Source organism: Microbacterium sp. gxy059 (assembly GCF_050958665.1).
Lineage (GTDB): Bacteria > Actinomycetota > Actinomycetes > Actinomycetales > Microbacteriaceae > Microbacterium.
Genome location: NZ_JAMXWT010000001.1, coordinates 154,764 through 175,499 on the forward strand (window position 1 = coordinate 154,764; position 20,736 = coordinate 175,499).

Annotated in this window: 18 protein-coding genes; 7 read left to right on the plus strand and 11 right to left on the minus strand. The window is 71.9% G+C overall.

The genetic code is table 11. The features are described 5' to 3' along the window. Window positions 1–524: 524 nt before the first annotated feature. The 6 genes from NHL53_RS00600 to NHL53_RS00625 form a co-directional block, all read right to left on the minus strand. Entirely contained in the window at window positions 525–1,484 is a 960-nt protein-coding gene (locus tag NHL53_RS00600) for a 1-phosphofructokinase family hexose kinase (protein WP_433774090.1), read from the minus strand. Further along, entirely contained in the window at window positions 1,481–2,260 is a 780-nt protein-coding gene (locus tag NHL53_RS00605) for a DeoR/GlpR family DNA-binding transcription regulator (protein ID WP_433774092.1), read from the minus strand. The genes NHL53_RS00600 and NHL53_RS00605 overlap by 4 nt, the downstream gene beginning before the upstream one ends. Then, window positions 2,257–3,741, minus strand: a complete 1,485-nt coding sequence (locus tag NHL53_RS00610) for an FGGY-family carbohydrate kinase (RefSeq protein ID WP_433774094.1) — start codon at window positions 3,739–3,741, stop codon at window positions 2,257–2,259. The genes NHL53_RS00605 and NHL53_RS00610 overlap by 4 nt, the downstream gene beginning before the upstream one ends. Then, window positions 3,741–4,589, minus strand: coding sequence for a carbohydrate ABC transporter permease (locus NHL53_RS00615; RefSeq protein WP_433774096.1), 849 nt, complete (start codon window positions 4,587–4,589; stop codon window positions 3,741–3,743). Before NHL53_RS00615 ends, NHL53_RS00610 begins: the two co-directional genes overlap by 1 nt. Then, a complete protein-coding gene (locus NHL53_RS00620) occupies window positions 4,586–5,554 on the minus strand; it encodes a carbohydrate ABC transporter permease (protein WP_433774098.1) in 969 nt (322 codons plus the stop codon). Before NHL53_RS00620 ends, NHL53_RS00615 begins: the two co-directional genes overlap by 4 nt. A gap of 101 nt (window positions 5,555–5,655) precedes the next feature. Beyond that, a complete protein-coding gene (locus NHL53_RS00625) occupies window positions 5,656–7,035 on the minus strand; it encodes an ABC transporter substrate-binding protein (RefSeq protein WP_433774100.1) in 1,380 nt (459 codons plus the stop codon). Window positions 7,036–7,275: 240 nt separating this feature from the next. Here NHL53_RS00625 and NHL53_RS00630 point away from each other — a divergent pair, with 240 nt between their 5' ends. The 4 genes from NHL53_RS00630 to NHL53_RS00645 are packed head-to-tail and all read left to right on the plus strand — an operon-like array spanning window position 7,276 to window position 10,883. Continuing rightward, window positions 7,276–8,037: a DeoR/GlpR family DNA-binding transcription regulator gene (locus tag NHL53_RS00630; protein WP_433774102.1), complete on the plus strand. Its 762-nt coding sequence runs from the start codon at window positions 7,276–7,278 to the stop codon at window positions 8,035–8,037. Between the two features lie 16 nt (window positions 8,038–8,053). Continuing rightward, window positions 8,054–8,872, plus strand: coding sequence for a class II fructose-bisphosphate aldolase (locus NHL53_RS00635; RefSeq protein ID WP_433774104.1), 819 nt, complete (start codon window positions 8,054–8,056; stop codon window positions 8,870–8,872). Further along, entirely contained in the window at window positions 8,869–9,858 is a 990-nt protein-coding gene (locus tag NHL53_RS00640; RefSeq protein ID WP_433774106.1) for a zinc-dependent alcohol dehydrogenase family protein, read from the plus strand. The genes NHL53_RS00635 and NHL53_RS00640 overlap by 4 nt, the downstream gene beginning before the upstream one ends. Then, window positions 9,855–10,883, plus strand: coding sequence for a zinc-dependent alcohol dehydrogenase (locus NHL53_RS00645; RefSeq protein WP_433774108.1), 1,029 nt, complete (start codon window positions 9,855–9,857; stop codon window positions 10,881–10,883). Before NHL53_RS00640 ends, NHL53_RS00645 begins: the two co-directional genes overlap by 4 nt. A 315-nt stretch (window positions 10,884–11,198) precedes the next feature. On the opposite strand, the gene NHL53_RS00650 is transcribed toward NHL53_RS00645, so the two are convergent. After that, on the minus strand, window positions 11,199–12,707 hold the full coding sequence (locus NHL53_RS00650) for a mannitol dehydrogenase family protein (protein WP_433774110.1): 1,509 nt from the start codon (window positions 12,705–12,707) through the stop codon (window positions 11,199–11,201). Then, on the minus strand, window positions 12,704–12,856 hold the full coding sequence (locus NHL53_RS00655) for a hypothetical protein (protein ID WP_433774112.1): 153 nt from the start codon (window positions 12,854–12,856) through the stop codon (window positions 12,704–12,706). The genes NHL53_RS00650 and NHL53_RS00655 overlap by 4 nt, the downstream gene beginning before the upstream one ends. A gap of 1,547 nt (window positions 12,857–14,403) precedes the next feature. Here NHL53_RS00655 and NHL53_RS00660 point away from each other — a divergent pair. The 3 genes from NHL53_RS00660 (at window position 14,404) to NHL53_RS00670 (ending at window position 16,983) form a co-directional block, all read left to right on the plus strand. Beyond that, a complete protein-coding gene (locus NHL53_RS00660; RefSeq protein ID WP_433774114.1) occupies window positions 14,404–14,940 on the plus strand; it encodes a hypothetical protein in 537 nt (178 codons plus the stop codon). A gap of 482 nt (window positions 14,941–15,422) precedes the next feature. Continuing rightward, complete coding sequence (locus tag NHL53_RS00665; RefSeq protein ID WP_433774116.1) at window positions 15,423–15,875, plus strand: hypothetical protein; 453 nt, start codon at window positions 15,423–15,425, stop codon at window positions 15,873–15,875. Window positions 15,876–15,993: 118 nt separating this feature from the next. Next, window positions 15,994–16,983, plus strand: coding sequence for a TIGR03617 family F420-dependent LLM class oxidoreductase (locus tag NHL53_RS00670; protein WP_433774118.1), 990 nt, complete (start codon window positions 15,994–15,996; stop codon window positions 16,981–16,983). 75 nt (window positions 16,984–17,058) lie between these two features. Here NHL53_RS00670 and NHL53_RS00675 read toward each other — a convergent pair whose 3' ends face one another. From NHL53_RS00675 to NHL53_RS00685, 3 genes are read right to left on the minus strand one after another with little or no spacing between them, the layout of a single operon-like run. Then, the gene (locus tag NHL53_RS00675; protein WP_433774120.1) at window positions 17,059–17,811 is read right to left on the minus strand and encodes a tyrosine-protein phosphatase; all 753 of its coding nucleotides are present in this window, start codon (window positions 17,809–17,811) and stop codon (window positions 17,059–17,061) included. A gap of 4 nt (window positions 17,812–17,815) precedes the next feature. Beyond that, complete coding sequence (locus NHL53_RS00680) at window positions 17,816–18,970, minus strand: ABC transporter ATP-binding protein (protein ID WP_433774122.1); 1,155 nt, start codon at window positions 18,968–18,970, stop codon at window positions 17,816–17,818. Further along, complete coding sequence (locus tag NHL53_RS00685) at window positions 18,951–20,693, minus strand: ABC transporter permease (RefSeq protein WP_433774124.1); 1,743 nt, start codon at window positions 20,691–20,693, stop codon at window positions 18,951–18,953. The genes NHL53_RS00680 and NHL53_RS00685 overlap by 20 nt, the downstream gene beginning before the upstream one ends. Between the last annotated feature and the right edge of the window lie 43 nt (window positions 20,694–20,736).

Genomic DNA, 20,736 nt, shown 5'->3' on the forward strand with positions numbered 1-20,736 from the left:
TTCGGCGAGAAAGCGCGCCGCAAACCCACACCAATCGAGACACGGACCCCCGGCCGCCCACGCATGTCTCACCTTCGGCAAGAGACCCCACCACATACCCGCACAAGTCGAGACACGGACCCCCGGCCGCCCACGCATGTCTCACCTTCGGCAAGAAACCCCACCACATACCCGCACAAGTCGAGACACGGACCCCCCCGGCCGCCAGCCGCCGACGCATGTCTCACCTTCGGCGAGAAAGCGCCCCGCATACCCACGCCAATCGGGACACGGCCCGCGGGAAGCGAAGCATGTCTCAGCTTCGTCAAGAAACCCCACCACATACCCGCACAAGTCGAGACACGGATCCCCCGGGCAGCAGAGCATGTCTCACCTTCGGCGAGAAACCCCACCACATACCCGCACCAATCGAGACACGCCCCGACCGCCGACGGTGCTCCGTACGCGGCCGCGCCCTTCCACCCCCGCGCCCTCCCGCACCCGCGCACGGATCCCCGATGCAACGGCTCCGGGAGGCGCGACCTTCAGACGGCCGGGTCGCGCAGCGGGCGGGCGGCATCCGGATCGACGACGAGCTCCGCGTCGGGCGCCGTGTCGGGGCGCTGCAGCAGCGTGCGGCGCTGCGACACGGAGAGCGCGCCGTAGGAGGCCGCGCCCCTCAGCGCCTCGGGCACGTTCGGCGAGCCCGGTCCCGCGTGCACGAGGAACCCGGCGAGCGAGGCGTCGCCCGCGCCCGTCGCGTTGACGACGGCCGGGGCCGTCGCGCGCGCCCACCACGTGCCGTCGGCGGTCACGGCGAGCGCGCCGTCCTCGCCCATCGACACGTACACGGTCTCGCATCCGCGCCACACGAGGCCCCGCGCCGCGTCGACGACCTCGCCGATCGTGCGCAGGGGGCGCCCCGCGACCTCGGCGAGCTCGTGCGTGTTCGGCTTGAGGAGGGCGACGCGGGCGATGTCGTCGGCGAGCACGCGGTCGAGGGCGGGGCCGCTCGTGTCGACCGCCACGCGCGCGCCCTCGGCGCGGCTGGTGCGGATCAGCTCGCCGAGGGAGAGCTCGCCGTCCGCGGACGGCGGCACGGTGCCGGCGATGACGACCCAGTCGGCGCCGATCGCGCGCACCTCGTCGCGGGTGCGGCGCACGACGGCGTCCGCCTCGTCCGCGGTGAGGGCGGGCGAGGGGGCGTTGACCTTCGTCGTGACCCCGTCGCCCTCCGAGAAGGTGATGTTCACGCGCGTCGCGCCCCGCACCCGCACGGGAGCGAGCCAGTCCGCCTCGGCGAACCCGGCCGCGTCGTCGCTCAGCGCCACGACGGCGCGCGTCGTCCGCGCCGACGCCGCGACGGCGTGCGACACGTTGACGCCCTTGCCGCTGAGCTCCCGCGACCACGACGACGCCCGGTTGACGCGGCCGTGCGCGACGCGGTCGACGTGGTAGGTGAGGTCGATCGCGGCCGCGAGGGTGACCGTGACGATGCCGCTCACGACGCCACCACGACCTCGACGCCCTGCTCGCGCAGGCGGTCGGAGAGGGGGCGGGGCAGCGGCTCTCGGGAGATCACGAGGTCGAACTCGTCGGCGCGCGCCGCCACGACGAAACCGGGGGCAGAGGGGGCGCCCGTCACGAGCAGCACGCGGCGATCGGATCCCTCGACGACGAGCCGCCGCGCGGCCGCCTGCCGCGGCGAGGGCACGGTGACCACGCCGTCGCCGCGCAGCGCGCCCGTCTCGACGAGCGCGACGTCGACGTGCACCTCCGCGAGGATCTCGTTCGTCCACGGCCCCACCTGCTCGTCGCCGTGCACCGCGCCGCCGACGCTGTAGATCGACGACTCGTGGCGCGAGGACGCGAGCAGCGCGACGTCGACCGACGTCGTCACGATCGCGATCTCCGACACGTCGGGCAGGGCCTCCGCGAGAGCGAGCGACGCGGATCCGGCGCCCAGGAAGAACGTGCCGGACGACGGCAGGCGCTCGCGGGCGATCCGCACCAGCGGGTCCTCCTCGCCCGCGGGCGTCTGCGGCGCCGTCTCGATGACGGCCTGAGGCAGCACGGCGCCGCCGTGCACCCGCACGAGCAGGTCGCGCCCCTCGAGCTGCCGCAGGTCGCGGCGCACGGTCTCCTCCGCCACGTCGAAGCCGGCGGCGAGCGCGGACACCTCGACGCGGCGGCTGCGCGCGAGCTCGGCGAGGATCGCGTCGTGCCGGGAGCGCGTGCCGAGGCCTGGCCGCACGGGATCCGCCGCGTTCACGGTGCTCATCGCTGCTCCCACCACGGCGTCAGCTGGTCGGCGAGCCGGTCCAGACGGGCGATCTTCTCGTCCCAGTATGCGCGCGCCTCGGGGCGGGGGCCCACGGGCGCATCGAGGTCGACGAGATCCTGCGCCTCGTCGATCGAGGCGAATCGTCCGACGCCGAGCGCCGCGACCGCCGCGGCGCCGAACGCGCCCGCCTCGTCGTTCCGCACGACCCGGACGGGCTGCCCGAGGGCGTCGGCGACGAGCTGGGCGAACAGCGGCGACCGCGAGATGCCGCCGCCGAGGCGCACCGGCTCGTCCCAGGCGTAGCGCTCGGCGAGCGCCCGCGTGTGCCAGACGTGCATGTAGGCGATGCCCTCGAGCACCCCGCGGAACACGTGGCCGGGTCCGTGGCCCGACCGCACCCCGGTGAGCGCGCCGGAGGCGGCGTCGCCGAGGTCGGGGGATCCCTGCACGAACGGCAGCATCTCAGGCACGTCCGCGTCGAGGGGCAGGGCACCCGCGGCGGCGAAGAGGGCGTCGCGCCCCGCGTCCGTGCCGCCGCCGAGCAGCCGCACGGCCCACCCGAGGGCAGGGGAGGCCGTCGGCGACGTCGACATGGCGATGCGCAGGCCGGGGCGGATCGAGACGCGGCACTGCCAGCGCGGATCCGTCGCGTCGCCCTCGGTCGTCACGCCGTTGGTGCTGAAGGAGCCGGCCACGAGCGAGAGGCGGCCAGGCACGAGCGCGGCGCTGCCGATCGCCGAGGCCTGCACGTCGTGCAGGCCCGCGACGACGGGGGTGCCGGCGACGAGGCCCGTCCGAGCGGCGGCCTCGGGCGTGACCCGGCCCGTCACGTCGGCCGAGCGGCGCAGCGGCGGGAGGAGCCGGCGCGCCCAGGAGAGGTCGTAGGCGGCGAGGATCTCGTCGCTCCACTCGGCGGTGCGCATGTCGAGGAACGACGCGGTCGCGTCGGAGAGGTCGGTCTCGGGGCCCCCTCCCGTGAGGCGGAGGCGCAGCACGTCCTTGCAGTTCAGGATCGCCGCCGCGTTCTCGAGCGTGTCCGGGTCGTGCCGTTCGAACCACCTCAGCAGCACCGGCGCGCCGCCGACGGGCGGGCGCTGCCCCGACCGCTCGAGGATCACGGCGAGGCGGTCGGGGTCGGAGCCGATCTCCGCCCACTCGCGCCCGGCGCGGGAGTCCATCGCGGTGATTGCGGGCGAGGCGGGCCGTCCGTCGGCGTCGACGAGGTGGAGTCCGTCGCCGTGCCCGCTGATGCCGATGCCCGCGATCCGCGAGGCGTCGACCTGGCGCACCGCGTCGGCCACGGCGTCGGCGGCCGACGCCCAGAGCGCGTCCTGCGAGCGCTCCGCGACGCGGGGATCCGGCGCGTCGACGGGGCTGGCCCGGCGGCCGATGGCCACCGGGTGCAGCCGCTCGTCGTGCACGACGGCCTTGACCGCGGTCTGCCCCGCGTCGATCCCGAGGAAGAGCGGTCCCGCCATCACTTGATGGCGCCCATGGCGAGGCCGCGCACGAGGCGCTTCTGGGCGATCCAGCCCGCGATGATCACCGGCAGCACCGCGATCGTCGCGGCGGCGCTGAGGATCGCGAGGAACTGGCCGCGTCCGTCGACGAAGCTGCCGAGCGCCGGCGGGGCGGTGCGGGCGATGTTCGACGTGAGGATGTTCGCGAGGAAGTACTCGTTCCACGCGAAGATGAAGCAGATCAGGGCGGCCGCCGCCATGCCGGGGGCGACGAGCGGCAGGACGACCCGGAACATCTCGGTGCGGAACTTCGCGCCGTCGACCTGAGCGGCCTCGATGATCTCGCGCGGCACCTCCATGAGGAACGAGCGCATCATCCAGATCGCCAGCGGCAGGTTCATGCCGAGGTACAGGATCGTCAGGGCGCTGACGTTGTCGAGCAGGCCCAGGCGCTGCAGCAGCAGGTAGATCGGGATGATCGCGGCGGCCAGCGGCAGGAACTTCGTCGAGATGAAGAAGAACAGCGCGTCGGTCGCGCGGACGATGGGCCGGATCGAGAGGCCGTACGCGGCGGGCACCGCGAGGATCATCACGATCACGGTCGACATGACCGACGCCGAGAACGAGTTGATGAGGTAGCCGGTGAATCCGGAGTCGAACACGCGCTGGAAGTTGGCGAGCGTGAACTCCGTCCAGAACGTGGGCGGGTTGGTCGACGCGGCCCGCTCGGGTTTGAAGGCGGTGAACACCATCCACGCGACGGGGAAGAAGAAGCCGAGCGTGACGACCCAGGTGACGACCGTGAGGACGGCGCCGGTGATGCGCTTGCGGGTGCGGCCCCCGCGTGCGACGACGGTGGTGCTCATCGCAGGTCTCCTTCCACCTTGAACATCTTGAACAGGGTGCGCAGGGCGATCGTCGCCACGATGATCGTGATGATCACGGTCAGCACACCGTAGGCGGCGGCCTCGCCGACGTTGAGGCCGACGAACGCGCGCTCGTAGAGCAGGTACGACATGGTCTTCGTGCCGCCCGTGCCGCGGGTCATGATCGCGACGGGGTCGAACACCTGCAGCATGAGGATCACGCCCAGCAGCACCGCGAGCTCGACGTACTGGCGCAGGTGCGGCAGCGTCATCGAGAAGAACGTGCGCACAGGGCCGGCGCCGTCGACCGACGCGGCCTCGAGCACCTCGCCCGGCTGGCTCTGCAGGCCCGCCAGGAGGATCAGCATCATGAACGGCGTGTACTGCCACGTCAGGGTGATGATGACGGTCAGCACGGGGAAGTGGGTGTTCCACGCGACCGGGGAGATGCCGACGAGGCCGAGCAGCCAGTTGACCATTCCGGCGTTGTTGTCGAGCATCGACCACTTCCAGATGAGGGCCGACGCGGCCGGCATCATGAGGAAGGGCGTGATGAGGAGGGTGCGGGCGAGACCGCGGCCGAAGAACTTCCGGTCGAGGAGCATCGCCAGCAGCGTGCCGATGACGAGCGACAGCACGGTGCTCGTCCCGACGATGAGCACGGTCGCCCACAGCGAGCTGAAGAACTCGCCCTGCGTGAGCACCCGCGCGTAGTTGCCGAGTCCGATGAACGACCGGTCTCCGGGGCGGAGCAGGTTCCAGTTCTGGAACGAGTAGAAGATCGTCACGAGGAACGGCACCTGCGTGATGACGATCGAGACGATGAGCGCGGGCCACAGCAGGCCCCGCGCGAGACGCAGCGATTTCCTCTCGCGCGAGGTGAGCGGCACCTTCGGCGCCCTCTTCTTCGCGGCGCGTCCCTGCGGCGCGACGAGGGCGCGCGTGGTGGGGTCGGCGATGGCCATGAGTCAGCTCCCTGATCGGAATCCGGTGTGGGGGCGGGGATGCCCGCCGGCGGCGGGGGCGGGGCGCCCGCGGTCTGCGCGCGCCCCACCCCGCGGCGGCGCTACTTCTGCGCCGCTCCGGCCTCTTCTGCGAGCTTCTGACCGGCGGCGAGGGCGTCCTCGACGCTCTGGCGTCCGGCCAGCACCTCGGCGATCTCCTGCGAGACCTGGTTGCCCAGGTCCTGGAACTCGGGGATCGTCACGTACTGGATGCCGACCCAGGGCTGCGGGTCGACGCCCGGCTGCTCCGGGTTCACCGAGGTCATGATGTCGTACGTCAGGTCGGCGAAGGCGCCGGCCTCCTCCTGGTACTCGGGGATCTCGTAGGTCGACTCACGCGACCCCGGGGGCACGCGGCTCCAGCCGAGCTCCTCGCCCACGAGCTGGATGTACTCCTTGCTCGTGGCCCACTGCATGAACTCCCACGCGGCCTCCTTGTTCTCGGAGCTCTCGGGGATCGCGAGGTTCCAGGCCCACAGCCAGCCCGACTCCTCCGTCTCGACGACGGGAGCGTGGGCGTAGCCGACCTTGCCGGCGACGTCGCTGAGGTCGGGGGACTCGACCGAGCCCGCCGCGCTCGTGGCGTCGTACCAGAAGGCCGCGTCGCCCTGCGTGAACAGGTTGAGGCACTCGGTGAATCCGTACGAGACGGGGTCCGACTGGCCGGCGTCCGAGACGAGGTCGGTGTAGAACTGCACGGCCTCGGTGAAGCCCTCGCCGTCGACCGTCGCGTTCCAGTCCTCGTCGAACCAGTTGCCGCCGAAGGTCTGCACGACGGTGGTCAGCGGCGCGAACATCTCGCCCCAGCCGGGCTTGCCGCGGAAGCAGATGCCTGTCGTGCCGTCGCCGTGCACCTCGCGGGCCATCTCGGCGATCTCGTCCCACGTCGGGTGCTCGGGCACGGTGAGGCCGTGCTCGTCGAGGATCTCCTGGTTGTACATGAGGAACGACGACTCGGCGTAGAACGGCACGGCGTAGAGGCTGTCGTCGACCGTGAGGGCCGAGCGCACGGGCGCCATGAGGTCGTCGACGTCGTAGCCCTCCGCGCTGTCCGCGAACTCGGTGATGTCGGCGAGCCAGCCGTTCTGCGCCCAGATCGGCACCTCGTAGGAGCCGATCGTGAGGATGTCGTACTGGCCGCCGTTGGTGGCGATGTCGGCCGTGACGGCGTCGCGGAGGTCGTTCTCCTCCATCTGGATGAACTCGACCTCGATGTCGGGGTGCTCGGACTCGAACTCGCCCTTGAGCTCCTGCATGTCGACCATCTGCGGGTTGTTGACGGTCGCGAGCGTCAGCGTGACCTTCCCGCCCTCGCCCGAGCCGCCGTCGCCGCCCGCACCGCCGCCGCCGGCTCCCGCGCCGGCGCAGCTGGCGAGCATGACGCCCGTCGCGAGCAGGCCGATGCCCGCGGTGGCGCTCCGTCGGATCACGGAGTTGTTCATATCGTGCCCTTTCGTCAGTCCTTGACCTGAGGGGGTGCGTCTTCGATGACGCCAGCTCGCGGACGCGAAGCTGCCGAGCCCTATGATTGCCCGAATGTGACCGCATGGTCGAGGCTCTTGTGCCCCTTCGTGATGGAACTGTAACCTATACATGCCCGAGTGTGTTGTGATCCGGGCATCGGAGCGACAGAATCAGTCGTGGTCGCACCCGTCGCGACCCCGACCCCGCGAAGGAGCGATGTGTATCCGGCAGAGCGTCAGCGCGAGATCGTGCGCATCGCGCAGCAGAACGAGGGATCCGTCGCGGTCGGCTCCCTCGCCGACGCGCTCTCGGTCGCTCCCGAGACCGTGCGCCGCGACCTCGCCGTGCTGGAGCGGCAGGGCGTCATCGCCCGCCGCCACGGCGGCGCGAGCCTCGTCGGCCCCGTGCCCTTCGAGGCCTCGCTCGCGCGCCGCAACCAGGAGGAGCGGGCCGAGAAGGAGCGCATCGTGCAGCGCATCATCGAGATGCTGCCGGAGGACGGCGTCGTGCTGCTCGACTCCGGATCCCTCGCCTACCTCATCGCGGAGGCGTTCCCCGACCGCGAGCAGACGGTCGTGACGAACAACATCGCCGCGCTCCCGATCCTCCGCCGCCGTACGCGCCTCACGGTGCTCGCCCTGCCAGGGCGCCTGCGGCCGGTCACGCAGGCCGCGGTCGACACCTGGACCGCGCGCCGGCTCGCCGACCTGCACGTCGACGTGGCGGTGCTCGGAGCCAACGGCGTGACGGTCGACGCCGGCGCCACCACGACCACGCCCGAGGAGGCCCAGGTCAAGGCCGCGATGCTGCGCACGGGGCGACGCCGCGTGCTCGCCGTCACCGCGAGCAAGCTCGGCCTCACTTCGTTCTGCCGGTTCGCCGACCTGTCCGACTTCGACGCGATCGTCACCGACGACCGCGTGCCCGACGACGACGCGGCCGCCATCAGCGCGGCCGGCCCCGAGCTCGTCGTCGTCTGATCCCAGAAGGAGCCCCATGCCGCTCGTCTCGACCGGAGACATCCTGACGCGCCGCCGCGTCGTGCCCGCCTTCAACGTGATCCAGATCGAGCACGCGCACGCGATCGTCGCGGGCGCCGAGAGCGCCTCGTCGCCCGTCGCGCTGCAGATCTCGGAGAACGCCGCGAAGTACCACGGGGCGCTCGCGCCGATCGCCCTGGCCGCGCGCCGCATCGCGGAGGACGCGGGCGTCGACGTCGCCCTCCACCTCGACCACGCCGAGTCGGAGGATCTCGTGCGCGAGGCGATCGACCTCGGCTTCACCTCCGCGATGTTCGACGCCTCGCGGTCGCCCTACGACGAGAACGTCGCCCGCACGGCCCGCATGGCCGCCGAGGCCCGCGCGCAGGGCGTCTGGATCGAGGCGGAGCTGGGCGAGATCGGCGGCAAGGACGGCGCCCACGCGCCCGGCGTGCGCACCGACCCCGACGAGGCCCGCTCCTTCGTCGCCGACACGGGCGTCGACGCCCTCGCCGTCGCCGTCGGCTCCTCCCACGCCATGACCACCCGCACCGCATCGCTCGACATCGAGCTGATCGACCGGCTGGCCGAAGCCGTTCCCGTGCCGCTCGTGCTGCACGGATCCTCCGGCGTGGCCGACGCGGAGATCCGCCGAGGCATCGACGCCGGCATGCGCAAGGTCAACGTCTCCACCCACCTGAACGGCATCCTCACCCGGCGCGTGCGCGAGGCGCTCGTCGCCGACGAGGCGCTCGTGGATCCCCGGAAGTACCTGGGGCCAGGGCGCGACGCCATGGCCGCGGAAGTGGCCCGACTCTGCGAGGTGATCTCATGAAGGCCGTCGTCTTCACCGCTCCGGGCGAGTTCTCGTACACGGACGTCCCCGACCCGACGCCCGGACCCCGCGAGGTGGTCATCGAGGTCGCCGCGGCGGGCATCTGCGGCACCGACCTGCACATCCTCCAGGGCGAGTTCAGCGACACCTTCCCCGTCGTACCCGGACACGAGTTCGCGGGAACGATCGTCGAGACGGGGTCGGACGTCGGCGGCTTCCGCATCGGCGATCGCGTCGGCGTGAACCCGTCGCACATCTGCTACGAGTGCCGCTACTGCCGCAAGGGGCTCACGAACCTCTGCGAGGTCGCCGGCGGATACGGCACGAGCTGGAACGGGGGATCCGCGCAGTTCTGCGTCGTCGACCGCGCGCACCTCGTGGCCCTCCCCGACCACGTCGACGTGCGCGACGCGACCCTCATCGAACCGCTCTCGTGCGCGATCCGCGGATACGACGTCGTGCGCAGCCAGCTCGGCAGCCGGGTGCTCATCTACGGCGCCGGGACGATGGGGCTCATGATGATGCAGCTCGCGAAGCACGCGGGCGCGGCGAGCGTCGAGGTCGTCGACCTCAACCCCGCCAAGCTCGAGGTCGCCCGTCGCCTCGGCTGCGACGCGGCGGTCGGCGGCGCCGACGAGCTCGACCGCCCGCACGGCTGGGAGCTCGTCGTCGACGCGACGGGCAACGAGAAGGCGATCCAGGACGGCCTGGGCCGCGTCGACCGCGGAGGCACGTTCCTGCAGTTCGGCGTCGCCGACTACGCGGCGCGCGCCGTGATCGAGCCGTATCGCATCTTCCGCCACGAGATCACGATCACGGGCTCGATGGCGACACTCAACTCGTACGATCGCGCGGCCGATCTCTTCGCCGCGGGCGTCATCCCGGCCAACGAGTTCATCAGCGATCGGATTCCGCTCGCCGACTACGGCGACGCGCTTCAGCTGTTCCGCGAGGGACGAGGACGAAAGGTGCAGGTGATCCCATGACCGACGAGACGATGCGACGCATCACCGTGACGGCTCCCGGCGTCATCGAGGTGGTCGAGGCGGAGCGCCCCGTGCTGCGCGACGGAGAGGTGCGCGCCCGGATGACGGTGTCCGGCGTGTGCGGATCCGACGTGCACGCCTCGCACGGACGCCACCCGTTCGTGCCGCTGCCGTACAACCCGGGCCACGAGGTCGTGGGCGTGGTGACCGAGGTCGCCGCGGGCGCGGAGGGCGTCGCCGTCGGCGACCGGGTGACCGTCGAGCCGACGCTGCCGTGCGGATCGTGCAAGATGTGCCGCACCGAGCGCAGCAACCTGTGCGAGAACCTGCGGTTCTTCGGCTGCGGCTACGAGCAGGGTGGCATGGCCGACGAGTTCACGGTGCCGGCGACGCGCATCCACGTCCTGCCGGACGACCTCGACGACCTGCAGGCGTCGCTCATCGAGCCGCTCGCGACGCCCGTGCACGCCGTGCGCCTCGCGGGCGACGTGGCGGGCAGGGCGGTCGTCGTGATCGGCGCGGGCACGATCGGCCTGCTCGTTATGAAGGCCGCGCGCCACGCGGGCGCGCGCACGATCGTGATGACTGACATGCTCGAGTCCAAGCGCGAGCGGGCGCTCCGCCTCGGAGCCGACGCCGTCGTCGACGCCGCCCGCCCCGACGTCGCGGACGCCGTGCGCGCGGAGCTCGGCGAGAGCGCCGACGTCGTCTTCGACTGCGTCGCGGTGCAGCCGACCGTGGAGCAGGCGGTGGCGATGGCCCTCAAGGGCGGCACCGTCGCGATCGTCGGCGTGCCGGCGGCCGACGTCACGGTGCCCCTGCCCCTCATCCAGGACCAGCAGGTGCGGATCCAGGGGTCGGCCACCTACCTGGCCGAGGACTACGCGACGGCGATCGAGATCATCCGCGCGGGCTCGGTCACCCCGGCCGACTTCGTGACGGCGCGCTTCCCGCTCGACCGCGCGGCGGAGGCCTTCGCCGCCGCGAGCGGCGGCGAGCAGGTGAAGGTGCTCGTCACCGCCTGACCGCCCGCGCGGACGGGGCGGGATCGCGAGTCGGGTCCGTGATGAAGATCCGGGCGTGCCCCGGGCTCGCGAGTGGCGCAGAAACTCGCGAACGGCGCAGATATCCCGCCCGATATCTGCGCCACTCGCGAACATCTGCGCCGCTCGCGAACAGGGCCGGAGACGGCCGCCCAGGCCAGGACCGGACACGGCCAGACAGAGCCGAACAGAGCTGGCCGCGTGCCGTGCGGGACAGGAAGACGGGGCCGGGCGAGACCTCCCCGACGCGAACGGGCCCCGCGGATCCTCGGATCCGCGGGGCCCGTTCTCTGTCGGTCAGCCGTCGAGGCGCGCGAGGTCGCGCACCGTCTCGAGCGCGCCCTTCTCGAACAGCGACTCGAGCGCCGCGAGGTAGGCGGAGCGGAAGCGCTCGTCCTGCGCGAGTTCGCCGAAGAACCGCTCGTTCTCGATGAAGACCGTGGGGCTTTCGCGCTGCGTCCTGGCGATCGCGACGAGCTCGTCGGCCGCGTTGTCGACGACCTCGATGGGCTCGCCCTGCTCGTCGACGGCCTCCGCGTACCGCGCCCAGCTGGCGACGATCGCCGCGGAGCGGCGGATGTCGCCGCCCTCGGCGAGCCGCTCGCGCACGACGGGAAGCAGCCACTTGGGGATCCGATCGCTCGATTCGGCGCACAGGCGAGCGAGGGTGTCGCGGATCGCGGGGTTGGCGAAGCGCTCGATGAGGGTCGACTTGTAGTCGTCGAGGTCGATGCCGGGCACCGCCTGCAGGGTGGGGGTCGCCTCGAGATCCATGTACGCCCGCACGAACGTCGCGATCGCGGGGTCGCCCGTCGCCTCGTGCGCGTATCGATACCCCGAGAGGTATCCGAAGTAGGCGATGCCCTGGTGGCTCGCGTTGAGGAGGCGCAGCTTCATGAGCTCGTACGGCTCGACGTCGTCGACGAGCTGCACGCCCGCCTGGTCGTAGGGCGGACGCCCCGCGGGGAAGTCGTCCTCCAGCGCCCACTGGAAGAAGGGCTCCGCGACGACGGGCCACGCGTCCTCGATGCCGAACCGCTCGGCGACGAGGCGACGGTCGTCGTCGGTCGTGACGGGGGTGATCCGGTCGACCATCGAGTTCGGGAACGCGACGTGCTGCGCGACCCACTCGCCGAGCTCCGCGTTCTTCGCCGCGGCGAACGCCGAGAAGACGGTGCGCGCCTTGTCGCCGTTGCCCTGGATGTTGTCGCAGGACATCACGGTGAACGGGGCGATCCCGCGCTCGCGTCGGCGGGCGAGCGCTTCGACGACGAGGCCGAACACGGTGGCCGGCACGGCGCCGGGCACGAGGTCGGCGGCGACGGCGCGATCCGTCAGGTCGAATTCGCCCGTGACCTGGTCGAAGTTGTATCCGCCCTCGGTGATGGTGAGCGAGACGATGCGCACCTCGGGGGCGGCGAGCGTCTCGATGACCTTCTCGGGGTCGTCGGGCGCGAACAGGTAGTCGACGATGCCGCCGACGACGCGCGCGTCGAGGGATCCGTCGGGGTGCTTGCGCACGAGCGTGTAGAGCCCGTCCTGCGCGAGCAGCGCATCGCGCATCCGCGCGTCGCCGGGCATCGTGCCGACGCCGAGGATGCCCCAGTCGGTCTCTCCGCGGGCGAGGAGGTCGTCGATCACGACCGCCTGGTGGGCGCGGTGGAAGCCGCCGACGCCGAAGTGCACGATGCCGGGCCGCACCCGCGACCTGTCGTAGGTCGGCACCTCGACGGCGCCGCGCGCGGCGATGTCGGCGAGCGCGGCGCTCGAGAGCGCGATCGGGCGGGGGTCGTTCTCCGTGGTCATGAATCGCTCCCATCGCGCGCGGGATCCGCGCGCTGGTTCTGGCGACCCGCGCCGTCGGCATCGACGGGGAGGATCGCGGTGCTGGACGCCTCCGTGAGACGGCGGGATCCGCCGCCGAGCGACACTGCCTCGACGACCGCGATCCCCACGTGCGATCGAGCCTATCAGTCGCGCGCGTACGCGCGCACGCACACGCGCGCGCGAGGCGACGCGGCGCGAGGGCGCATTCGGGACGCGGGATCAGGCGGCTCTCGGGAGGGCGAGGGATGCAGCGACCCGGGGAACTCGAGTCGGCGGTGCGGGATCCCGCGACTCCCGCCACGGCGGGGCATCCCGCGAGGGGCGGGGTCCGGGATCCGACGGCCCGCGCGGGCGAGGGAGCCCTGGTCGCCGACGCCCCACTGCTCGCCGAGCCACGACGACCCCCGCGCGGGCGAGGGATCCGGGAGGCGTGAGTCGGCGAGGACGGGATCCCGCGAGGCGCGGGTTCGCGGCCTCTCTCCGCGCCGCTCGCGACCGGGCGGCGCGGGAATCCGCTGCGCCGCGAGACTGCATTCCCTCAGGGGCATATTCGCTCGCGGATGTCGCCGACGCGTCGGCATCGCGGCGTTCCGACGCCTCATCCGCACAGTGAGGGGCCGTCTCGGAGAAGCTCCGCGCAGCCGATACCGCCGGCCAGGGCATCCGCCGGGAGGCCGGATTCCTCATCCGCGGATCGTGACCTTCTCCGACGCCCCGGAGAGGGCCGCGCGGTCGCCCCGGGCCCCGCTCCCGAGCGTCTCGAACCCTCCCGGCGTTCGCCCCGGAACCACGAATCCCCGCGCCGGATTCCGAGACGCCCAGCCCGCGTGTCCGGATCCCACCGGAGCCCCGGGTCCCCCGCCCCTGAGCCACACGCCCCACTCCCGAGCGTCTCGAGATCGCCCCGCCGTCTCCCCGGATCCGCCAGACCCCGAGATCCTCGCCGAATTCCGAGACGCCCAGCCTGGGGATCCCACCGGAGCCCCCAGGGCCCACGCCCCTGTCCCTGAGCCACACGACCCCACTCCCGAGCGTCTCGAAATCGCCCCGCCGTCTCACCGGATCCGTCAGACCCCGAGATCCTCGCCGGATTCCGAGGCTCCCAGCACGCCGCCCCACCCCGACGGGCCGGAAACCGCCCCGGCGTCCCGCGCCGCCGTCACCCCGGGTGGCCGCGTTCCCGAGCATCTCGAAATCTCCCCGCGACCTCCCCGGATCCACGAATCCCCGAGGCCCTCGACAGATTCCGAGACGCTCAACCCCCAGACCCCGCCGAAGACCTGATCCCGAACCCTGTCCGGCCTCCGCGCCACACGCCCCCTCCCGAGCGTCTCGAGATCACTCCGCTGTCTCGTCGGATCCGCTGCCCCCGAGCCCTGGGCACGTTCCGAGGCGCCCAGACCGCGGGCGCCCCGGACCCACCCCGCCGCATGGCCCCGTCCCCCGAGCATCTCGAACCCTCCCCGCGATCTCCCCGGATCCGCGAATCCCCGAGCCCCTCGCCGGATTCCGAGACGCCCAGCCCGCGGATCCGTCTCGGCGGCCCCGCGCCCCATGGGGACTCCTCCCCATCGCGCATCGCGCGATCCGCGTCTACGCTGATCGTATTCGGCAGGCGCGCCGGGGGACGCGTCGCCGGGTGACCAGATCTCTCCCGTGGCTCCGAGGAGTTCTCATGACCACCACCCGCCACACCCGCATCCTGGCCGCCTTCGGCGCGATCGCCCTGGTTCCAGCCGCCCTCGCCGCCTGCTCCGGCGGTGCGGACGAGCCCGCCGAGTCGCCCGCCGAGGAGCAGCCCGCTGAGGAGACCCCCGCCGAGGAGACCCCGGCGGAGGAGGCGCCCGCCGAGGAGGCCGCCGGGGGCGACATCCAGGCGCAGTGCGCCGCCGCGTCCTCGAGCATCCTCGAGGCGACCTCCGGCATGGGCGACATCTCGACGATGATGGCCGAGCAGGACGTCGAGGGCATCACGCAGCTCATCAGCGAGATCGACGCCGGGCTCGCCGAGGCCGGCAACGAGATCACCGACGCCGACCTCAAGGCCACGTACGAGGAGTTCAGCGGCCAGTTCAGCACGATCGCCTCGGGCCTCGAGAAGATCGCCGCCGACCCGACGAGCGAGGAGGCGCAGGCCGCCGTCTCGGAGATGACCGACGCGCAGGCGAAGCTCCAGGAGGCGGGCGCCGCCTTCCAGGAGGCCTGCAGCTGATCGCCGGCTGACGCCACGCGGGCGGTGCGGGGATCCCACGGGATCGCCGCACCGCCCGCGTCGTGCGCGCCGGAGCGACCGCGGATCCATCCCGGAGGCCCCGCACCCCGTGGGGACTCCTCCCCTCTCCCGAGCAGAGGCTCCGGATCTCTCGCCAACGTGAGTCACGGGGCGGAGATGGCCGAGCTCGTCCCCCGCTCCTGAGCGTCTCGAGATCGCCCCGCCGTCTCCCCGGATCCGCGAATCCCCGAGACCCCCGCCGAATTCCGAGACGCCCAGCCCGGGGATCCGCGATGGAGGGACCCGTCCCGGTCGCGCCGCCCCCGGAGGCCGCGCCGGGTGGGGACTCCTCCCCATCGCACCGGTCACAGCGGACGCATAGAGTGGAGGGGTCCGGCCGTGTCTGAGGGGGGAGCGGCCGGCGGCGCCGTCCCGCGCACCCACAGACCTCCTCGCCTGCCTTCACTCAAGAGGAGTCCCTCATGGCCATCACCCGCCGTTCCCGCGTGCTCGCCGTCGTCGGCGTGATCGCGCTCGTCCCCGCCGCCCTCACCGCCTGCTCGGGCGGCGGACAGAGCACGGCGGACGCCTGCAAGATCGTCAACGACGGCATGACCGAGATCACGTCGAACGTGAACGAGGTCATGTCGGCCGCGTCGTCGCAGGACATCGACACGGTCAACACCCTCATCTCCGACATGAACGACGAGATCGCCTCCCTCGGCGAGGAGGTCACGAACGAGGAGGTCAGCGCCGCGTTCGACGACTTCGCCGGCAGCTTCCAGAAGGTCGTCGACGCCGCGCCGCAGCTCGCCGAGCTCGACCTCACCGACCCCGCCTCGGCCGACAAGGCCAACGAGATCGCCGAGCAGGTCACCGACGCGCAGAGCGAGATCATGGAGAGCGGCCAGGCCATCCAGGAGCTCTGCAGCTGACATCTCCTCCGCCCCGACGGGCGGATCCGCGAAGAGCGGGGTGCCTCCGGGCGCCCCGCTCTTGTGCTCTCCCCACAGTCGGCTCGGCGCACGCCGGCCGCCCCGGCAGGATGGGACCATGCGCAGCGAAGCGACACCCGCCATCGACATCGGATCCCGCGACGGCAGCCCGCAGGCCGCCGCACGCACCGCTCGGTGGGCGGAGCGGAACGGGTTCGACGGCCTGCAGGTGGCCGAGACCCAGCACGATCCGCTCATCGCCTGCACGGTCGCGGGGCAGGCGACGGAGCGGATCCGCCTCGCCACCTCCATCACGGTCGCCTTCGCGCGGTCGCCCATGACGGTCGCCATGACGGCGAACGACGTGCAGCTCGCGACCGGGGGGCGCTTCGCGCTCGGCCTCGGCTCGCAGGTGCAGGCGCACATCGAGAAGCGCTTCTCGATGCCCTGGTCCGCGCCGGCGCCGCGCATGCGCGAGTTCATCGCCGCCGTGCGCGCCATCTGGGAGTCCTGGCGCACCGGCGATCGGCTGAACGTGCGCGGCGAGCACTATCGGCACACGCTCATGACGCCGTTCTTCAGCCCCGGCCCGAACCCGCACGGCTCCCCCGACATCTGGCTCGCGGGCGTGGGGCCGGCGATGACTCGCTTGGCGGGCGAGGCCGCGGACGGCTTCATCGCGCACGCCTTCACGACCCGCGAGTACCTCGCCGAGGTGAGCCTGCCCGCCCTCGCGGAGGGCCGCACCCGCGGCGAGCGCACGTCGACCGACGTGATCCTCAGCCCGTTCGTCGTGACCGGATCCGACGAGGCGGCGCGCGCGGAGCAGGAGCGCGCCGTGCGGCAGCAGATCGCGTTCTACGGATCCACGCCCGCCTACCGCGCCGTGCTGGAGCTGCACGGGTGGGGGGACGCGGCCGATCGTCTGCACGCCGCCAGCCGCCGCGGCGAGTGGACCGAGATGGCGGGGATCATCGACGACGACATGATGGACGCGTTCGCGACGTTCGCGGAGCCGGGATCCCTGCGCGAGACGCTCTCGGCCCGCTTCGACGGCATCGCGACCCGCATCTGCGCGACGATCCCAGTGCCCGACGACGCCGAGTGACCACGAGACCGCCGAGCGACCACCATATCTCGTGGTCGCTCGGCGGTTTCGTGGGCGTTCGCGGGTGCGGCGACGTCAGGCGACCATCCGCGTCCGGAACGCCTCCAGCTCCGCCTCCGAGACGCCGTGGGCGCGCAGCAGCCCCTCCGCCGAGCCGTACCGCGCCTCGATGCGATCGAGCACCTCGAAGACGGGCGCCGCCCCCGCGAGCGCGATCGCCTCGCCGAGCGTGCCCCTGTCGATCCCCGCCCGCACGTAGTCGTCGGCGATGCGCTCCCAGAACGGACTGTCCGCGAGGAACCCCTGCGACGCCGCGTAGTCGGCGCCGATCAGGTCGCGCTCGGCGCCCAGGAGAGCCAGCACGAGCGAGATGACGATGCCCGTGCGGTCCTTCCCGGCCGAGCAGTGGACGATGACCGGGCGCGGGTCGCGCACGATGCGCGCCAGGACCCCGGCCACGCGGCCGGCATGCCGGCCCGCGTACGCCGCGTACTGCTCCTCGATGTCGTCGCGCGTGCGACCGTGCTCGTCGTGGAGCTCGTCTCCGTAGAGGGGCTCCGCGATCAGCTCCGCCTCGAGCCCGTCGAGCCGATCGGGGTTGGCGTCCCGCTCCCGCGACTCGCGCAGATCGATGACGAGCCCGATCCGGCGGCGGGCGAGCTCCGCGCGGTCGGCGTTGGACAGCCCGCTGAGCGCATCCGAGCGGTGGATGACGCCGGCTCTCACCGCGCCTCCCGGGAGGGGCAGCCCGCCGATGTCGCGCAGGTTCCAGGCTCCTTCGAGCGCGATCCGCTCGATCGGGACGGGAGTCGTCTTCTCCGCAGACATCGCCTCACTCCCTGTCCGGCAGCAGCCAGGCGCGATCGGAGCGCACGCGCACGTGCACCTCGCTCTGCGGCTCGAGCACGTCGGAGGCGACCGGATCCGCGACCGAGACGATGAGGTTGCCCGAGTCGGTCTCGATCTCGTATTCGACGGTCGAGCCGTAGAAGACGGCGTTGAGGACGCGCCCCACGTCGCCCGTCAGCTCCTCCGTGCGCTCGGCGGCCTCGGGCGCCAGGCGCACCGACTCCGGACGCACCAGGAGCTGCACCGTGTCTCCCACCCGGATGTCGGGGTGCGCCGGCACGCGCAGGCTGTCTCCGAGCACGGCGGCCGTGGCGGTTCCGTCCTCGTGCACCGCCTGGACCTCGGCGTCCAGGAAGTTCGCGCGGCCGATGAAGTCGGCCACGAACATCGACGCGGGCCGCCGATACACCGCGCTCGGCGGCGCCACCTGCTCGATCCGGCCTCGGCTCATCACCACGATGCGGTCCGACATCGTCATCGCCTCGTCCTGGTCGTGCGTGACGAAGATGCTCGTGATGCCGAGGCGCTGCTGCAGACGGCGGATCTCGTTGCGCATCTGCACGCGCAGCTTCGCATCGAGGTTCGACAGCGGCTCGTCGAACAGCAGCACCTTGGGCCGCATCACGAGCGCGCGGGCGAGGGCGACACGCTGCTGCTGGCCGCCCGAGAGCTGGTGCGGAGCGCGATCGGCGAGCCCCGAGAGGTTCATGATCGCGAGGATCCCGTCGACGTCCTCCGCGATGCGAGCGGACGACATCCTCTTGAGCTTGAGCCCGTACGAGACGTTGTCGCGCACGCTGAGATGCGGGAAGAGGGCGTACGACTGGAAGACCATCGACATCGGCCGGCGGTTGGGCGGGATCGACGAGATGTCCTGGCCGTCCAGCTCGATCGAGCCGCTCGTCGGCGTCTCGAATCCCGCGATCATCCGCAGGGTCGAGGTCTTGCCGCAGCCGGACGGCCCGAGCAGCGTCACGAACTCGCCGGGCTCGATGTCGAGGTCGATGCTCTCCACCGCGGCGGGGAGAGAGGGATCAGGGCTGTAGCGCTTGCCCAGCCCGCGCAGCGTGAGGCGGGCGGCATCGATGCCGTCGATGCCCGCCTCCGCGGCGGTTGTGTCAGTGACGGACGAGACCACGGAAGAACACCTTTCTCAGAAGCAGGTTGATGAGCCCGATGATCGACAGCACGATGATCACGAGGACCGTGCAGTAGGCGAACGCGTTGCCGAAGCGGCCCGCGTCGACCTCCGCGAGGATCTGCGAGGTCATGATCTTGATGCCGGGCGTCGTGAGGAACACGATCGGCGACAGGGTCGTCATCGCGCGGGCGGTCGCGAGCGTGATGCCGGTCGCGAGCGCGGAGTGGATGAGCGGGAGGGTGACGGTGCGGAAGGTCGTCGTGCCGTTCGCGCCGAGCGAGGTCGCGGCCTCGTCGATCGCGGGGTTGATCTGCGCGAGGGCGGAGACCCCGGCTCGCTGGCCCGGAGGGAGCGAGCGCGTGATGTAGACCATGACGATCGAGATGGCGCCGCCGAAGGCCGCCGCCCCGCCCGCGAGGGGCGGCAGGATCTGCACGCCGAAGATCTCGGTCGGCACGAGGAACGCGATCGCGTACCCGATGCCGAGGACCGTGCCGGGCACGGCGAGGCCGAGCATGCCGATGAAGTCGAGCAGCCCCGCGAACCGACCGAGCTTGCGCACGACGAGCCAGGCGATGATCATGCCGAGCACGCCGGCGATGGGTGCGGCGATGATCGCCATGAGGGTGGTGTCGAGCATCGCCTTCGACCCGATGCCCGCGAGCACGAAGCGGAAGTGGTCGAGGGTGAACTCGTTGTTGACGCCGGGCACCTTCAGGAAGCCTCCGACGATCACCGTCACGTACACGGTGATGATCACCGCCGCGCAGACGCCGACGAGGGCGAGGATCGGGATCCGCAGCAGGGGAGCCGTGATGAGCTCGGCCTTCCCCGACGGCTTCCCGGTGACGGTCGTGACCTTCTTCTTGCCCGTCCAGTACCTCTGCACGAGGAAGACGAGCAGAGCCGGCACGACGAGCAGCAGCGAGTAGGCGGCGCCCGCCTGCACGTTGAACTCGCCCGTGACCGCGATGTAGGCGCGGGTGGAGAGCACCGTGTAGTCGCCGCCGAGCACGAGCGGGTTCGCGAGGTCGGCGATGCCCTCCACGAACAGCAGCAGGAAGGATCCCGCGATGCCGGGGGCGAGCATCGGCAGCGTGACCGTGAAGAAGATCCGCACCTTGCTCGCGCCGAGGTCGCTCGCCGCCTCATCGAGGGAGGGGTCGAGGTTCTCGAGCATCCCCTTGAGGTTCATGTAGGCGACGGGGAAGAACGACAGCGTGAGGACGAACACGAGGCCGCCGAGCCCGTACACGTCCGTGCTGAGGCCCAGGAGCTTCGACGAGACGAGGCCGCTGCGCCCGAAGAGCGTGATCGCCGCCGTCGCGACCGCGAAGGGAGGGGCGACGACCGGCACCATCGCGAGGAGGTGCAGCGCGCGCTTCCCGGGGAACTTCAGGCGCACCTGCGCGAACGCGAAGAGGAACCCCACGAGGGTCCCCGTCACGCCGACGAGCAGGCCGAGCAGCATCGTGTTGCCGACGACGCGGATGTTCGCGGGATTCGCGAACAGCCCGACGAGAACGTCGAGCCCCTGCGGGGAGAACGCCGCGAGGACGAGCTTGCTCATCGGCAGGCCGAGCAGCAGCACGAGCACGAGCACGATGACCGTGACGATGATCTTCACCGACGGGTCGCTGCGCTGCCCGCGCGGCTTCTTCCCGGGGGCGCCCCTCAGGGTCGCCGTCGCCGTGGAGGTCTGATCGAGCGTCAGCGCCATGACGCCGCCCGCCCGTCGGGCGCGGAGGAGAGGGACACGGGGA

Excerpts from the sequence above, each read along its gene's own strand:
- NHL53_RS00670 (WP_433774118.1), top strand. The coding sequence starts at position 15,994 with ATGCGCAGCGAAGCGACACCCGCCATCGACATCGGATCCCGCGACGGC.
- NHL53_RS00605 (WP_433774092.1), bottom strand. The coding sequence starts at position 2,260 with ATGAGCACCGTGAACGCGGCGGATCCCGTGCGGCCAGGCCTCGGCACG.
- NHL53_RS00640 (WP_433774106.1), top strand. The coding sequence starts at position 8,869 with ATGAAGGCCGTCGTCTTCACCGCTCCGGGCGAGTTCTCGTACACGGAC.
- NHL53_RS00645 (WP_433774108.1), top strand. The coding sequence starts at position 9,855 with ATGACCGACGAGACGATGCGACGCATCACCGTGACGGCTCCCGGCGTC.
- NHL53_RS00665 (WP_433774116.1), top strand. The coding sequence starts at position 15,423 with ATGGCCATCACCCGCCGTTCCCGCGTGCTCGCCGTCGTCGGCGTGATC.
- NHL53_RS00675 (WP_433774120.1), bottom strand. The coding sequence starts at position 17,811 with ATGTCTGCGGAGAAGACGACTCCCGTCCCGATCGAGCGGATCGCGCTC.
- NHL53_RS00615 (WP_433774096.1), bottom strand. The coding sequence starts at position 4,589 with ATGAGCACCACCGTCGTCGCACGCGGGGGCCGCACCCGCAAGCGCATC.
- NHL53_RS00685 (WP_433774124.1), bottom strand. The coding sequence starts at position 20,693 with ATGGCGCTGACGCTCGATCAGACCTCCACGGCGACGGCGACCCTGAGG.
- NHL53_RS00635 (WP_433774104.1), top strand. The coding sequence starts at position 8,054 with ATGCCGCTCGTCTCGACCGGAGACATCCTGACGCGCCGCCGCGTCGTG.
- NHL53_RS00620 (WP_433774098.1), bottom strand. The coding sequence starts at position 5,554 with ATGGCCATCGCCGACCCCACCACGCGCGCCCTCGTCGCGCCGCAGGGA.
- NHL53_RS00650 (WP_433774110.1), bottom strand. The coding sequence starts at position 12,707 with ATGACCACGGAGAACGACCCCCGCCCGATCGCGCTCTCGAGCGCCGCG.
- NHL53_RS00610 (WP_433774094.1), bottom strand. The coding sequence starts at position 3,741 with ATGGCGGGACCGCTCTTCCTCGGGATCGACGCGGGGCAGACCGCGGTC.
- NHL53_RS00625 (WP_433774100.1), bottom strand. The coding sequence starts at position 7,035 with ATGAACAACTCCGTGATCCGACGGAGCGCCACCGCGGGCATCGGCCTG.
- NHL53_RS00660 (WP_433774114.1), top strand. The coding sequence starts at position 14,404 with ATGACCACCACCCGCCACACCCGCATCCTGGCCGCCTTCGGCGCGATC.